The sequence below is a fragment of the Metabacillus rhizolycopersici genome, from assembly GCF_020075705.1.
Map to the genome: position 1 here is coordinate 25,319 of NZ_JAIQUM010000022.1, position 14,969 is coordinate 40,287.

A 14,969-nucleotide genomic window follows, 5' to 3' on the forward strand; every position below is an offset into this window, starting at 1 on the left:
TTGACTCACTTGAAAAAGAAACTATTAACGGTGTTAGCAGGCTTTCTAGTCTTAACAGCCTGTGCACCAAACTTTGGAGAGCCAGAAGAAATCGTGCAGGAAACAGAGAACGAATCAAAGGAAAAGGCCATTATCCCCGAATATAATATTTCTGATTCATATTACAAGGCAATATTGAGTCAGAAAGAAGGGGAACCAAGTTATAAGCCTGGGGAGGCAAGAGGATTAGTTGCTGAACAACTAAATACTCGACTAGATATCGATGAATTTGAAACAGGTTTAATGAGGGTAGCCCAAGAAACGTTTTCGACAGATACGTATTTATTTCAAGAAGGACAATATTTAAAGGGCGATGTCGTAAAAAGTTGGCTGGCAAGGAAGAAGCTCGGCGAAAAGCTAAAGAATGCACAAGCAGAAGCAAAAGCTAAAGATAAAAATACCACTGGTGCAGATGAAAAATATGTTGAAGTTGGACTTAACCCTGCTTTACCAGAGGGAAGTAATCTTGAGACCTTATATTCAGAGAATCCGATTTACTTAGCACACATTCTTGAACATAATTATTTGATCCGCAAAGACGATACCGTTGAATTAGGTGGTGTAGTCATTGGTCTCGCAATGAATTCTGTTTACTATTATAAGCAGCAACAAGGTTATGCGCGTGAGAAGAAAATTAGCCGTGAAGAACTTTTAGCAAAAGGAAAAGAAATGGCTGAAGTAGTGATTAATCGGGTGAGAAGCACGAAAGGGTTAGAGAAAGTGCCGGTTCTTATTGCAATCTATGAACAAGAGAAAAAATCTTCGGTTGTTCCTGGTAACTTTGTTGCCAAATCGGTTGTGAAGGGAAATAGCAACAATCTTGGAAATTGGGAAGCTATTGATGAGGATTACTTCCTATTTCCTTCAGATGAAGCAACAAATAATTACCGAGATGATGCACAGATGTTCAATCGATTTAAATTAGAAATTGAAGACTTTTTCCCGAACTATACGGGTGTAATTGGAAAAGCGTTTTATAAGAACGGAGAATTAAATTATTTAGATATTGAAATACCAATGCAATTTTATGGGAAAGGTGAGGTTATTGCCTTTACACAGTTTGTCACAGGGAAGGTAATGGACTATTTCCCAAACTATATAACCTTAGAAGTGAATGTTATGTCTAACTCTGGACAGGAAGCGCTCATCGTGAAAGAACCAGACAAAGAAGAGCCAATTGTTCATGTCTATAGGTAAGGTGGAAAAGCTGAAGCCCCTTGATTAGTCGTGCGCAAATTGGCGGATGGCAGGCAAAAGCATGACGGCATGTCTTCAAACGTAAGGACAAAAAACTGATTATTTATTATCCCTTTAGAAAACAAGCTAGGAAGTCTAATCTAGCTTGTTTTTTATTTTCATCAACAATGAAAGATAATCATTTCTACCATAGGCTATGCATACGAATGAAGCATGAGCGTTCATTTATAAGAGCTTTTTATCGGGCAGTAAAACCCTCAAGATTCACGAGCAAGATGAGGAGAAAACTGCCTGTAAAGATTAAGGGAAGTCTCGCTTTATTCAATGGTTCTTTCAAAATGAAGAGATTTGGAAGAGGAATAGCCAAGTAATTCCAAGGAGGCGAAAGAAATGGTAGTACCTTACAAACACGAACCGTTTACTGACTTTTTGGTTGATGAAAATAAACGTGCGTTTGAAGATGGTTTAAAGATCGTTCAATCCTATTTAAATCAAGATTATAGTTTGATCATTGGTAGAAATCGTGTTGCGACAAAAGATAAAATCATCTCAATTAACCCTGCTAATAAGGAAGAAGTTATTGGAACGGTATCAAAGGCAACGAAGGCGCATGCAGAGGAAGCAATGCAAATTGCTGATAAAACGTTTAAATCTTGGCGGAAATCGAAGCCGGAAATGAGAGCGGATATTTTGTTTCGTGCAGCGGCAATTGTCCGACGACGTAAACATGAATTTTCAGCACTTCTTGTAAAAGAAGCAGGAAAGCCTTGGAACGAAGCGGATGCTGATACCGCAGAGGCAATTGATTTTATGGAATATTACGGACGGCAAATGTTGAAATTAAAGGATGGTATTCCTGTTGAGAGTAGACAAATTGAATATAATCGTTTTCATTATATCCCACTAGGAGTCGGTATTGTTATATCACCATGGAATTTTGCATTTGCCATTATGGCTGGGATGACATCGGCAGCTTTTGTTGCGGGTAATACTGTTTTATTAAAGCCAGCAAGTACAACACCGGTTATAGCTGCTAAATTTATTGAAGTACTAGAAGAGGCGGGATTACCAGCAGGCGTCGTTAATTATCTCCCTGGAAGTGGTTCTGAGGTCGGAGATTATTTAGTAGATCATCCACGAACTAGGTTTATTAGTTTCACTGGTTCTCGAGATGTGGGTGTGCGGATTTACGAGCGGGCTGCAAAAGTTCATGATGGGCAGATTTGGTTAAAGCGCGTTATAGCAGAAATGGGTGGAAAAGATACAATTGTTGTCGATAGCTCTGCAGATTTGGATTTGGCGGCCAAATCAATCGTAGCATCTGCCTTTGGTTTTTCTGGACAAAAATGTTCTGCATGCTCTAGAGCTGTTGTCCTAGAAGACGTATACGGCGAAGTATTAGATAAAGTTGTTGAACTAACGAAAGGTTTAACTGTAGGTGATCCGAAGAATAGATCAAATTTTATGGGACCTGTTATTGATCAAGCGGCTTATGAAAAAATCGTAAGTTATATTGAAATCGGGAAAGAAGAAGGGAATTTAGTTGCTGGAGGTAAAGCCGATAATTCGAAGGGGTTCTTCATTGAACCAACGATCTTTTCTGATGTTGATGAACATGCACGAATCATGAAGGAAGAAATATTTGGTCCGGTTGTAGCCTTCTGTAAAGCTAGGGATTTTGATCATGCAATTGAGATTGCAAATAATACAGAATATGGCCTGACTGGGGCAGTGTTAACGAATAATCGTGATCATATCGAAAAGGCGCGAGAAGATTTCCATGTTGGAAACCTCTATTTTAATCGTGGATGTACAGGTGCAATCGTAGGCTATCAACCATTTGGTGGCTTTAATATGTCTGGAACAGATTCAAAAGCAGGAGGACCTGACTACCTGATCCTACACATGCAAGCGAAAACAACATCTGAAATGCTTTAAAATGGAAAGGGACTAACTCAGGTTGAGCCAGTCCCTTTCATTGTTGCTTAGGAAATTATAAAATTCTTGTACTGTGGCTAAGCGTACGACATCCAGCGCCTAGCCCCTCTTGGGTCTACAGCCACTTTTGAATAGAAGGCAGAGTACGGCCTTCTATTCAAAAGCGTCTTATGCTATGCCTGAGGCTGATCAAGGCGCTTGCGCTTTTGTTTTTTCATCTAGTTAGCCATTCCAATAAAAACGTTCATCTTCATAACCAATCGAGGTGTCTTTTTTCGAAGTTGTGTCTGTAGAATTAGTTATTTGATGATCCTCATGTTTTGTAAGAGATTCTTTCGTTTCTTGCTTGGGAGGTGCAATTCGTTGTTCAGATAGGGCTTGAATCAGCTGAGTTGTAATCTCACTGCGCTTTTGATATTCATTAAGAAACGCTGCCATAGCAAGAATAATTCCACCGCCGATTAAGCATGTAATATACGGTCCAATTGTACTAAAAAGTTGAATCATCATGAAATGAACTGAATCACCATACATATTCTGTTCTTCCTGTACAGCTTTAATTGTCATTGAAAGATGATTAACGATTCCAGCTGCCCCCAAAATGATTAACAAGCCTCCGAAACTAATTAAAAATTTCTTCAAAATATCACTCCTACCACCGATTAATCTAGTACTAGCTTAGCATGTTTTTGGATATGCTTCCAGATTTTCAATAACTATCCAAATGGTATATTGAGAGTGATAATAAGTGAGAATAGTTAACGGTTTCTTTGCCTCATGAAAGAAAGCATCGTTTTTGATTAATGATGAATTTTGTTGTCTTATAAAAATACAATGAACTTATGATTGATGACCTAAAAGACCTCTACTATGCCCGATAATTACGAAAAAAGAATGAATACGGTAACGAAAGACCCCCGAATGTGCCCGCGAACCACGAAAAAAGGAAAAAACGGTAACAAAAGACCCTCAAAGGTGCCCGTAAACCGAGTAAAAGGTAAATACGGTAACCAATGAAGGCCAAGGTGTCCGCAAACCATCAAAAAAGTAGATTACGGTAATATGAGGATACACAATACGAGTAAAACGCTGACTTTAAGACGTATCAAATTTCCTGGTTAAGCTTTTCTTCCATTTTACCGAATGTATTTTCAACCTCTTTAGAAGGTGCTTTCGTCAACAGACTTACAACGATAACTGAGAGTAGGCTTAATGCAAATCCTGGTATCATTTCATACATAAAGTTTTTCGCCGCTGGAATGTTCACCCAAATCAGTACGGTTAACGCACCAATTATGATACCTGATAAAGCACCCCACTTGGTCATACGTTTCCAATACAAACTTAAGAGAATCGCAGGACCAAATGCTGAACCAAATCCAGCCCATGCATATCCAACAAGACCTAATATTGTGTCATTAGGATTGATAGATAAGAAGATAGCTATAACCGCAACGATTAACACTGAAAGTCTACCTACGAGGACAAGCTCTTTATCAGTAGCATCTCTACGGAAAAGTGCTTTATAAAAATCCTCTGTCAGCGCACTTGAAGTAACAAGTAGTTGTGACGAAATTGTACTCATAATTGCTGCTAATATTGCTGCCAGTAAGAAACCAGTAATAAGTGGATGGAACAATAGCTCAGAGAAATAGATAAAGATTGTCTCAGGATCCTCTAATGATGCACCAGTTTTCGAAATATAGGCTGCACCTACAAGTCCTGTAAGCATTGCACCAACGATTGAGATAATCATCCAGCCCATTCCAATACGACGAGCGGGCTTTAGTTCTTTAAGTGAAGAAATCGCCATAAATCGGACAATAATATGTGGTTGCCCAAAATAACCAAGTCCCCATGCTAGTAGTGAAATAATTCCAATCAAGGATGTGCCGGTAAAAATATTAAGCATAGCGCTATCAATTTGACGAATTTCATCAAATGTAGATGCAAATCCTCCAATATCCGTAAGTGCTACAATCGGAACTAATACAAGAGCGACGAACATAATACAACCTTGAACAAAATCTGTTAAACTAACCGCTAAAAACCCACCAAATAATGTGTAAGCCATAACAACACTGGCCGTCACTAACAATCCAAAAAGATAATCAAACCCAAATGCAGATTCAAACAGTGTACCGCCGGAAACTAAGCCTGCTGAAGTATACAAGGTAAAGAAAATAAAGATGACTAAAGCAGATACAATACGCAGCGTTTTTGAACCATCATCAAATCGATTTTCAAAAAAATCAGGAATGGTAATTGAATCGTTTGCAATTTCGGTATACGTACGCAGACGCGGTGCAACAAGTAAGTAATTAAGATAAGCACCAATTGTCAATCCAATCGCAATCCATATGCTTGAAAGACCTGAGACATACATTGCCCCTGGTAAACCCATGAGCATCCAGCCACTCATATCTGATGCTCCAGCTGAAAGCGCAGTTACCGCTGGACCTAAACCACGACCCCCTAACATATAATCTGAAAGGTTTGACGTTTTCTTATAAGCGTACCAACCAATCAAAAGCATACCAACCATGTAGATCCCTAAAGAGATAATTATTCCTAATTCCACCGAATCACTCCAATTGTTTTATTTGCTGACATTTTCAGAAAAATTAAAAAATTGTCAGGCTTTTGCTTATGGTTATTAAAACTATCAAACTATTGCTTATTTTTCAAGGTGAGGGAACGAATTTGAAGTGCCTGTCTATCTACTATAGAGATTAATATAGCGTAAAATAAAGCGGTTACATAAACAATAAAAGTAAAAATATTCAGAAAATTAGGACGAGTAAAAATAAACATTTCTATAAGCCGTTTATTATTTTATTTGGTTTTATGCCATTTAGCAAGTGAATGACATAAAGACATTCTTACCTATAAGGAAATGAAAGAAACAGTAAGTAAAACTGAGACTTCAAGACCTCAAATTAAAGAAGGATAAGTTGGGTTAAATTGTCCGTTAACAAAAGGTGAATCATGCTAATATCATCTGTGGGGGATAAAGAAAACCCCACTGATGGAAGTCTCGCTTTATAGTGCTGCCTAGTCAAAACGACTTTCGAATTCATAGGATAATATCAATAATAATTATTTTTAGGAGGGTGTGCCGTGAGTGATCCAATGAAGATGATGAATGATTTTTTTCAAAATCGTCCAAAGCGTACGCTTTTAGATTCAATAGACAATGCTTTTCGGAAAGCACCTGTGGCTGGTTTTTTAACTGAGGTAGTAGAAAATGATCAGCATTTCAAAATTTTTGCTGAACTTCCAGGTGTGCCTAAAGGGGATATAAATGTAGAAATCCGTGGGAACGAAGTATACATTGAAGTAAAGGAACAGGAGAACCTAACACGTAAGATTGGTGGTGTGCGAGCAGTACCTTTACCGAATGATGTGATCAAGCGCAATATGAAGGCTGTTTATCGCGATGGAAAACTAGAGATCCGATTGGATAAGAAGAAGCCAACGAGAATTAAAATTGAGTAGTGAGGGATGGATACCCCCTACTGCGATCAGTTTAAGTTCACCGCTTCTACAACGAGGTATGTGAATGGTGAAAAGATGTTGTTAATTGTCAGACGGATGATATTTTTGTCTAATTAATTGATATAATATTGATTCCTGACGATGAAGTAAGGAAAATGAACTAATCCGCTATTAAAACGCAGGCAGGGGACTATTGGTGATTTTGCCATTTAATAGTAGGGGTTCTTAAGTTTTTGTTCAAAGATATAAAATATATAATTTGGGACTCTCTTTAGTGTCAATTTCTAACGTCTAAGTCAAAGACTGTACAGGGCGTATAAGTACAGTTTCAGCGAGTACCTTTCGTTTAAAACTGACTATTGGGTGTCGTATTTGAAGGCGAAAGTCTGCTTGTGCATTTCATTGCCCTAGGCTGAATAAGGAGCTTCTGCTTTTCTTCATGAATTGTTGATTAAATATGCTTTAGTTTGGTATCATCAGAGTATTGTGAATGTACGAGTTTATGGAGGTGAGAGGATATGTCAAGAATTTCAACAGATCAAGTTAAACACGTAGCTAATTTAGCTCGCTTAGCAATTACAGAAGAGGATGCAGAGCTTTTCACAAGCCAGCTAGATGCAATTATCTCTTTTGCTGAGCAATTAAATGAAGTGGATACAGAAAATGTTAAACCAACGTCACATGTATTAGATATGAAAAATATTATGCGTGAAGATATTTCGGAAAAGGGACTATCTAACGAAGAAGTTGTAAAAAATGCACCAGATCATGCAGATGGTTATATTCGCGTACCATCAATTTTAGAATAAGGGAGGGACATGCATGGCGTTTTTTGATCGTAAAATATCAGAACTAAAAGGACTTTTACATAAGAAGGAAATTACAGTTTCTGACTTAGTTGATGAATCGTATAAACGTATTCAAGAGGTAGATGACAAGGTTGGAGCGTTTTTAACGTTAAATGAAGAAAATGCACGTACATATGCAAAAGAATTAGATGAGGCACTAGGAAGCCGTGACCAGTTTGGATTATTATTCGGTATGCCAATAGGTGTGAAGGATAATATCGTGACAAAGGGTTTACGAACTACTTGTGCGAGTAAAATTCTTGAAAACTTTGATCCGATTTATGATGCAACAGTTGTAAAACATCTACAACACGCAGAGGCTATCACAATCGGTAAATTAAATATGGACGAGTTTGCGATGGGGTCATCTACAGAAAACTCTGGCTTCAAACCAACGAGAAATCCTTGGAATCTTGAAACAGTACCAGGTGGATCAAGCGGTGGTTCAGCTGCAGCAGTTGCAGCAGGAGAAGTACCATTTTCTTTAGGTTCAGATACTGGTGGTTCAATCCGTCAGCCTGCAGCATTTTGTGGAGTTGTTGGATTAAAGCCAACATACGGTCGAGTTTCACGTTTTGGATTAGTTGCATTCGCATCTTCTTTAGATCAAATTGGGCCAATTACACGTACTGTTGAAGATAATGCCTATCTTTTACAAGCAATTTCAGGTGTTGATGAAATGGATTCAACCTCTGCAAATGTTGATGTACCAGATTTTCTATCTTCCTTAACTGGTGATGTAAAAGGACTGAAAATAGCTGTGCCTAAAGAATATTTAGGTGAAGGTGTTAACGAAGAAGTGAAGCAATCGGTTTTAGATGCTTTAAAAGTACTTGAAGGACAAGGAGCTACATGGGAAGAGGTATCGTTACCACACTCTAAATATGCTCTTGCTACTTATTATTTATTATCATCATCTGAAGCATCTGCAAACCTGTCTCGCTTTGATGGTGTACGCTTCGGCCACCGTACTGATAATGCTGAAAACTTAATTGATTTGTACAAGCAAAGTCGTGCTGAGGGCTTTGGAGATGAAGTTAAACGACGTATCATGCTTGGGACATTTGCGTTAAGCTCTGGTTACTATGATGCTTACTACAAAAAGGCACAAAAGGTAAGAACGTTAATTAAAAAAGACTTTGAAGATGTCTTTGAAAAATTCGATGTCATTATTGGACCAACAACACCAACACCAGCATTTAAAATTGGTGAGAATGTGAAGGATCCATTAACAATGTACGCGAACGATATTTTAACGATTCCTGTTAACTTAGCAGGTGTACCGGCTATTTCCATTCCGTGTGGATTATCTAATGGTTTACCACTTGGTCTGCAAATTATCGGTAAGCATTTTGACGAAAGCACGATTTATCGTGTTGCTCATACTTTTGAGCAAGCAACAGAACATCATAAAGCAAAACCTGAACTGTAAGGGGTGAGAAATCAATGAACTATGAAACGGTTATCGGACTTGAAGTCCATGTTGAATTAAAAACAGATTCTAAAATCTTTTCAAGTGCACCAAACCATTTTGGAGCAGAGCCTAATACGAATACAACAGTTGTTGAACTTGGCTACCCTGGTGTCTTACCAGTCTTAAATAAGAAAGTAGTCGATTTTGCCATGAAGGCGTGTATGGCATTAAATTGTGAAGTTGCAACTGAAACGAAATTCGACCGTAAAAATTATTTTTATCCGGATAATCCAAAGGCATACCAAATTTCTCAATTTGATAAGCCAATCGGTGAAAATGGATGGATTGATATTGAAGTAAACGGTGAAAAGAAACGAATTGGGATTACACGTATTCATATGGAAGAGGATGCCGGTAAGCTTTTGCACACTGGTGATGGCTATTCATTAGTCGACCTCAACCGTCAAGGTACGCCACTAATTGAAATCGTGTCTGAGCCAGATATTCGTACACCTGAAGAGGCATATGCATATTTGGAAAAACTAAAAGCAATCATTCAATATACAGAAGTATCTGATTGTAAAATGGAAGAAGGATCACTTCGCTGTGACGCGAATATCTCGCTTCGTCCAGTGGGACAGGAAGAATTCGGTACAAAAGCAGAGTTGAAAAACCTAAACTCATTTGCGTTCGTTCAAAAAGGGTTAGAATATGAAGAAAAACGTCAAGAGAAAGTTCTTCGTTCTGGTGGAGTCATTGAACAAGAAACGCGTCGTTATGATGAGGCAACGAAAAAGACAATCTTAATGCGCGTAAAAGAAGGATCTGACGATTATCGTTATTTCCCAGAACCAGACCTTGTTGAACTTTACATTGATGATGAATGGAAGGACCGAATCAGGGCTTCTATTCCAGAGCTTCCGGATGAACGTCGTAAACGCTATGTCGCTGAACTAGGGTTACCAGAATATGATGCACAAGTATTAACGATGACAAAGGAAGTATCTGACTTCTTCGAACAGACATTAGATGCAGGTGCGGAGGCAAAACAAGCTTCAAACTGGATCATGGGTGAAGTATCAGCATACTTAAATGCTGAAGGAAAAGAGCTAAAAGATGTAGCTTTAACAGCAGAAGGTTTAGCTAGTTTGATCAAATTAATTGAAAATGGAACAATTTCTTCTAAAATTGCCAAACAAGTTTTCAAAGAGCTGATTGAAAATGGTGGAGATGCAGAAAAAATCGTAAAAGAAAAAGGTCTAGTCCAAATTTCTGACGATGAAACGCTGCGTAAATTTGTTACTGAAGCATTAGATGCGAACCCGCAATCTGTTGACGACTTTAAAAATGGAAAACAAAAAGCAATTGGATTCCTCGTCGGTCAAATTATGAAAGCGACAAAGGGTCAAGCAAACCCACCAATGGTGAATAAGCTATTAATGGAGGAAATTCAAAAGCGTTAATAATAGGAAAAAGCAGTGGAACTCGAATTCCACTGCTTTTTTGGTCGTTTAGGAAACTATAAAATTCTTGTACTGTGGATAAGCGCATGCCATTCAACTTCAGCGCCTTTGTTCTTTGTCTAAGGTGGTAATTAAAATCTGATTTTTTAAAAAGTATAATTTGCTAGTTGTTATTTTATTTATTTTTTATTATGATTAGTAGTATAAACTATAACGTTACAGTTTTGGGGTGAGGATATGGGGCAGAGAATCTAAAAATTGGTGAATTAGCAGAACTTACTAATGTAACGAAACGAACGATTGACTATTATACTACTATGGGTTTATTGAAAGCAGAACGTTCTGCTTCTAATTATCGTTACTATGATCATTCTTCAATTGAACGTCTAACCTTTATCGAAAAATGCAAAGCTAACGGTTTATCTTTAGATGAAATTAAAAAGAAAATGTTAGAGAAAGACGCAGAAGAAATAGATGTTCAGGAATTAAGGTTGAAAATTAAAGGGTTAGAGCAAGATGTATCTGATATACTAGCCAATTTCGATAAGAATGACCCGAAAAGTAGAGCGGATATGAAAAAGCAAATATCCAACGAAAGTCTTTCGTTAATCCAAACATTGTTGCTATTGGTAAATTGAATATAAACTGAAATAATCTAACGATACTAGGAGGTGTACGTCTTACTCTTGTAAGACTACTCATTGATCACGTTTAATTTAATTTTACTTGCTTTATTAATTGCCTTTACTGCGTTTTTCGTTGCAACAGAATTTGCTATTGTAAAAGTACGTACATCTAAAATTGACCAACTTATTGCTGAAGGGAAAAAAGGGGCTGTCTCTGCTAAAAAGGTAGTAACACACTTAGATGAATATTTATCAGCCTGTCAATTAGGGATAACGGTTACTGCGTTAGGGATAGGTTGGTTAGGTGAACCTACATTTGAAAAGATTTTACATCCATTGTTTGAGTATTTCCATTTGAATGAATCAATTGCTAGCATTTTATCATTTGGTATAGCGTTTGCTATTGTTACATTTTTGCATGTTGTAGTTGGTGAACTTGCGCCTAAAACGCTTGCGATTCAAAAGGCAGAGACTATTACATTGTATACAGCAGTTCCGATTATTTGGTTTTATAGACTTATGTATCCGTTCATTTGGGTACTTAATGGCTCTGCCCGTTTATTAGTTGGTATTTTTGGTTTAAAGCCAGCTTCTGAGAATGAATTAGCTCACTCTGAAGAAGAGCTACGTATCTTAATGTCTGAAAGTTATAAGAGCGGAGAAATTAATCAAAATGAGTTAAAATACGTCAATAACATCTTTGAGTTTGATGAAAGAATTGCGAAAGAAATAATGGTTCCTCGTACTGAAATGGTAAGTATTTCTATTGATGACACTTTTGATGATGTCGTGGATATTTTAACAAAAGAAAACTATACACGCTATCCAGTAGAGGATGGAGACAAAGATAATATTCTAGGATTTATTAATATGAAGGAATTGCTAACAGAGAAAGTCATGAATCAGGATCGTGTAAACGATTTGAAGTTAGAATCCTATATTAATCCGGTTATCCGTGTCATTGAGACAATACCGATCCACGATTTATTAGTGAAAATGCAGAAAGAACGTACTCACATAGCAATTTTAATAGACGAATATGGTGGTACATCTGGATTAGTAACGGTTGAAGACATTTTAGAGGAAATAGTTGGGGAAATTAGAGACGAATTCGATGATGATGAAATTCCAGAAATTCGTAAACTGAAGGAAAATCATTATATTTTAGATGCCAAAGTATTAATTGGAGATGTGAATTATTTACTTGGTACTAATTTATCCGATAAAGAAATTGATACAATTGGTGGTTGGTTTCTCACTCAAAACTTTGATGCTAAAACGGGTACAGAAATAGAATCTGAAGGATATTTATTCAAGGTTCGTGAAATTGATGGACATCATATTCAATATTTAGAAGTAACACAAGTGTAAAAAAGCCATTTTTGGCTTTTTTTATTTGGTTAACGGAATTTTTTATGCGAATATAAGATGAACGAAAACAGTGTTTATCATGTGATTCTATTTTAGCCCGAATTTTGTACATCTGGCGTTACTTACTTTAAAGATAGGCATAGTTGTAAGATCGTATTTAGGACTAACTGGCTCCGTTCCTTTCACATCATTTTTGACGATCTTTAAATAAAATCATAACATGTGCAAATCTATGAATTATTTATGCTATGCTTTCCTTAGTGAAAAAATTCAAATGATCGATGACTGCAGGTGTTTACTAGAAAATAGTAATGTAAACCACCTAGTATCAAATGATAAGCTTTAAGTAAAATGAAGCATATGAAAGGATAATAGACCTGCAAGAAAACCATCGATATTTTTCATAAATTTACATCAAGCTTAATCTGGACTCTAGTTTGGTTAGCTACTCCAATGTATTGTCGCGTTTCAGAAGGAGTAGAGTGTTGAAGTCTTTTTTGAATGAGTGAGATTGCTATTCCCTTTCGATAAGCATGGTATCCGAATGTCTTCCGGAGCGTGTGTGTGCCTATGGAATCATTAATACCAGCTTGTTTAGCCGCTTCATTAATAATGCGATAAGCTTGTTGGCGAGTAATTGGGTCATTCGTCCTTTTGGATTTAAAAAGGAAATCATTAAAATCTAGCGCTCCGTTTGATATACACGACTTTAAAGAGTTACGAACCGATAAGTTAAGATATACGGGAGGATCCGTATGGATTGTAGATTGCAGGTAATGATAGTATTCATCTTCCTCGCTCTTAAAATCCTTTACATACAAATGCAGTAAATCATGGATCCGAATTCCTGTATTTATGCCTAACATAAACAAACAGTAATCACGGGGTGAGCGCCGCTCTAAATAAGACTTTATAGATAGAAGTTGTTGTTCATCTTTAATTGCTTCTACGGTTTTCATCGAAAAGTGCTCCTTTAAGTTACATAGTAAAAAGATAAAACAGGAATATATTCCATTAAAACAAATTGCTAAGTTTTTGGCAAAAAAAACTTCTGTCAGTGGATTAGAATAGCTATTGTACAAGAAAATCATCGTGATTTACAACATTGATTGATTAAAGGTACTATAAAGAAGACTTCCATCAGTGGGGGGCTCTCTTCCCCCACTAATGGTTAGTTCGCACTTATCGGACCTTTACGGGCAGTTCATCTCTTACCTCCCACCTATCTTTTTTGTACACTCAGAATCCTGGGGTGGGAGTCTTACTGCCCGTTAAGAGTGGGATAAATGTATAAACATTATGAAGTTAGTCACTTAGATTTAACTTGCTATGGGCTTGAAAGGGGAAGGTTTATGGAGAATGCACGTCACTCAAAGGGTGGAATATTTAAAAGGTTTATTTTGAATAATAAATTTGTCCTTTTCTTAATGGTTTTATTATTAATCGGGATTAATATTTTAATCTTTAGGGAAGTATCTTTTATATTTACACCGATAAAGGTTCTGTTTAAAGCGGTTTTATTGCCTATAATGATGGCAACCGTACTCTATTATTTATTAAATCCTATCGTTAATTATTTAGAAAGATTAAAGGTGAAAAGGGTTTATTCTATCCTTTTACTCTATATTATTATTATAGGCTTACTAAGCATCATCGTTGTATCTGTTATCCCTTTTTTACGAGAACAAATTATGAGTTTAGTTCGTAGTTTTCCGGCTTATGCTGCAGATGTGGAAGCTTTAATCAAACAGATCGTTGGCAGTCAGTTTGTAAATGAGGCACAAAATACGTTAAATATTAATGTTCCTGATCTAGCTAATACGATTTCAAATCATGTATCCAAAATAGTGAATAATACATGGATGGGAATTGGGATTTTTGTCGGGGTAGTAAAAGATTTTATTTTGGCCTTAATCATTATGCCTTTTATTTTGTTTTATTTGTTAAAGGACGGGAAAAGTCTTCCTAAATATATCCTAACGTTTTTACCTGTGACTTTCCGAAACCAGTCATTTACTGTAATGAAGGAAATTAATAGTAGTATTAGTCTGTACATAAGAGGACAAATCATCGTTAGTTTTTGTATAGGTATTTTAATGTTTATCGGCTTTTTAATAATCGGCCTTGAGTATGCATCACTATTAGCTTTAATTGCGGCATTTACAAGTGTTGTTCCTTATTTGGGACCTGCAATTGCGATTACTCCAGCATTAATTATTGCGATTGTGACTTCACCAATCATGCTTCTAAAACTAATTGTTGTTTGGACAGTTGTTCAGCTTATTGAAGGGAAATTTATTTCTCCTCAAATTATGGGGAGAAATCTTCATATACATCCAATCACGATTATCTTTGTTATCTTAACTGCAGGAAATTTATTTGGCGTAATCGGAATCATTTTGGCGGTACCAGGGTATGCGGTATTAAAGGTTATTGCAACACATCTATTTGACTGGTTCAAAGCTAAAAGTGAACTTTATAAAGAGTGACAGCTTGGTCAATGCCAGATTCGATTCATCCGATTTTACGATTTGCAAATTAATAGGCTCTAAACAGAAAGGTTAAAATCATGAAG

12 protein-coding genes are annotated in these 14,969 nt (G+C 36.8%); 9 read left to right on the top strand and 3 right to left on the bottom strand.

What is annotated here, in order from left to right; genetic code table 11:
* Positions 1-9: 9 nt before the first annotated feature.
* Together K9V48_RS11700 and pruA are read left to right on the top strand one after the other, a co-directional pair.
* The gene (locus tag K9V48_RS11700) at positions 10-1,236 is read left to right on the top strand and encodes a CamS family sex pheromone protein (protein ID WP_224139176.1); all 1,227 of its coding nucleotides are present in this window, start codon (positions 10-12) and stop codon (positions 1,234-1,236) included.
* Positions 1,237-1,626: 390 nt separating this feature from the next.
* Entirely contained in the window at positions 1,627-3,174 is a 1,548-nt protein-coding gene (gene pruA, locus K9V48_RS11705; RefSeq protein WP_224139177.1) for an L-glutamate gamma-semialdehyde dehydrogenase, read from the top strand.
* A gap of 222 nt (positions 3,175-3,396) precedes the next feature.
* On the opposite strand, the gene K9V48_RS11710 is transcribed toward pruA, so the two are convergent.
* Both K9V48_RS11710 and putP read right to left on the bottom strand, forming a co-directional pair.
* On the bottom strand, positions 3,397-3,816 hold the full coding sequence (locus K9V48_RS11710) for a hypothetical protein (protein WP_224139178.1): 420 nt from the start codon (positions 3,814-3,816) through the stop codon (positions 3,397-3,399).
* Positions 3,817-4,279: 463 nt separating this feature from the next.
* Positions 4,280-5,755: a sodium/proline symporter PutP gene (gene putP / locus K9V48_RS11715; protein WP_224139179.1), complete on the bottom strand. Its 1,476-nt coding sequence runs from the start codon at positions 5,753-5,755 to the stop codon at positions 4,280-4,282.
* Between the two features lie 539 nt (positions 5,756-6,294).
* Between putP and K9V48_RS11720 the strand changes: the two genes are divergently transcribed.
* From K9V48_RS11720 to K9V48_RS11745, 6 genes are all read left to right on the top strand, one after another.
* Positions 6,295-6,672: an Hsp20/alpha crystallin family protein gene (locus K9V48_RS11720; RefSeq protein WP_224139180.1), complete on the top strand. Its 378-nt coding sequence runs from the start codon at positions 6,295-6,297 to the stop codon at positions 6,670-6,672.
* Between the two features lie 518 nt (positions 6,673-7,190).
* On the top strand, positions 7,191-7,481 hold the full coding sequence (gene gatC / locus K9V48_RS11725; protein WP_224139181.1) for an Asp-tRNA(Asn)/Glu-tRNA(Gln) amidotransferase subunit GatC: 291 nt from the start codon (positions 7,191-7,193) through the stop codon (positions 7,479-7,481).
* A gap of 13 nt (positions 7,482-7,494) precedes the next feature.
* Positions 7,495-8,952: an Asp-tRNA(Asn)/Glu-tRNA(Gln) amidotransferase subunit GatA gene (gene gatA / locus K9V48_RS11730; RefSeq protein WP_224139182.1), complete on the top strand. Its 1,458-nt coding sequence runs from the start codon at positions 7,495-7,497 to the stop codon at positions 8,950-8,952.
* A gap of 14 nt (positions 8,953-8,966) precedes the next feature.
* Complete coding sequence (gene gatB, locus K9V48_RS11735) at positions 8,967-10,397, top strand: Asp-tRNA(Asn)/Glu-tRNA(Gln) amidotransferase subunit GatB (protein WP_224139183.1); 1,431 nt, start codon at positions 8,967-8,969, stop codon at positions 10,395-10,397.
* Positions 10,398-10,654: 257 nt separating this feature from the next.
* On the top strand, positions 10,655-11,035 hold the full coding sequence (locus K9V48_RS11740) for a MerR family transcriptional regulator (RefSeq protein WP_224139201.1): 381 nt from the start codon (positions 10,655-10,657) through the stop codon (positions 11,033-11,035).
* Positions 11,036-11,098: 63 nt separating this feature from the next.
* The gene (locus K9V48_RS11745) at positions 11,099-12,394 is read left to right on the top strand and encodes a hemolysin family protein (RefSeq protein ID WP_224139184.1); all 1,296 of its coding nucleotides are present in this window, start codon (positions 11,099-11,101) and stop codon (positions 12,392-12,394) included.
* Between the two features lie 401 nt (positions 12,395-12,795).
* On the opposite strand, the gene K9V48_RS11750 is transcribed toward K9V48_RS11745, so the two are convergent.
* Positions 12,796-13,353 (bottom strand): tyrosine-type recombinase/integrase, encoded by a 558-nt coding sequence (locus K9V48_RS11750; RefSeq protein ID WP_224139185.1) that lies wholly within the window; start codon positions 13,351-13,353, stop codon positions 12,796-12,798.
* A 393-nt stretch (positions 13,354-13,746) separates the two neighbouring features.
* On the opposite strand from K9V48_RS11750, the gene K9V48_RS11755 reads away from it, so the two are divergent.
* Positions 13,747-14,883, top strand: a complete 1,137-nt coding sequence (locus K9V48_RS11755; protein WP_224139186.1) for an AI-2E family transporter — start codon at positions 13,747-13,749, stop codon at positions 14,881-14,883.
* Positions 14,884-14,969 lie beyond the last annotated feature (86 nt).

Bases quoted from the DNA above. Each gene is read 5' to 3' on its own strand.
- pruA (WP_224139177.1), top strand. From the start codon at position 1,627: ATGGTAGTACCTTACAAACACGAACCGTTTACTGACTTTTTGGTTGAT.
- gatC (WP_224139181.1), top strand. From the start codon at position 7,191: ATGTCAAGAATTTCAACAGATCAAGTTAAACACGTAGCTAATTTAGCT.
- gatA (WP_224139182.1), top strand. From the start codon at position 7,495: ATGGCGTTTTTTGATCGTAAAATATCAGAACTAAAAGGACTTTTACAT.
- gatB (WP_224139183.1), top strand. From the start codon at position 8,967: ATGAACTATGAAACGGTTATCGGACTTGAAGTCCATGTTGAATTAAAA.
- K9V48_RS11750 (WP_224139185.1), bottom strand. From the start codon at position 13,353: ATGAAAACCGTAGAAGCAATTAAAGATGAACAACAACTTCTATCTATA.
- K9V48_RS11755 (WP_224139186.1), top strand. From the start codon at position 13,747: ATGGAGAATGCACGTCACTCAAAGGGTGGAATATTTAAAAGGTTTATT.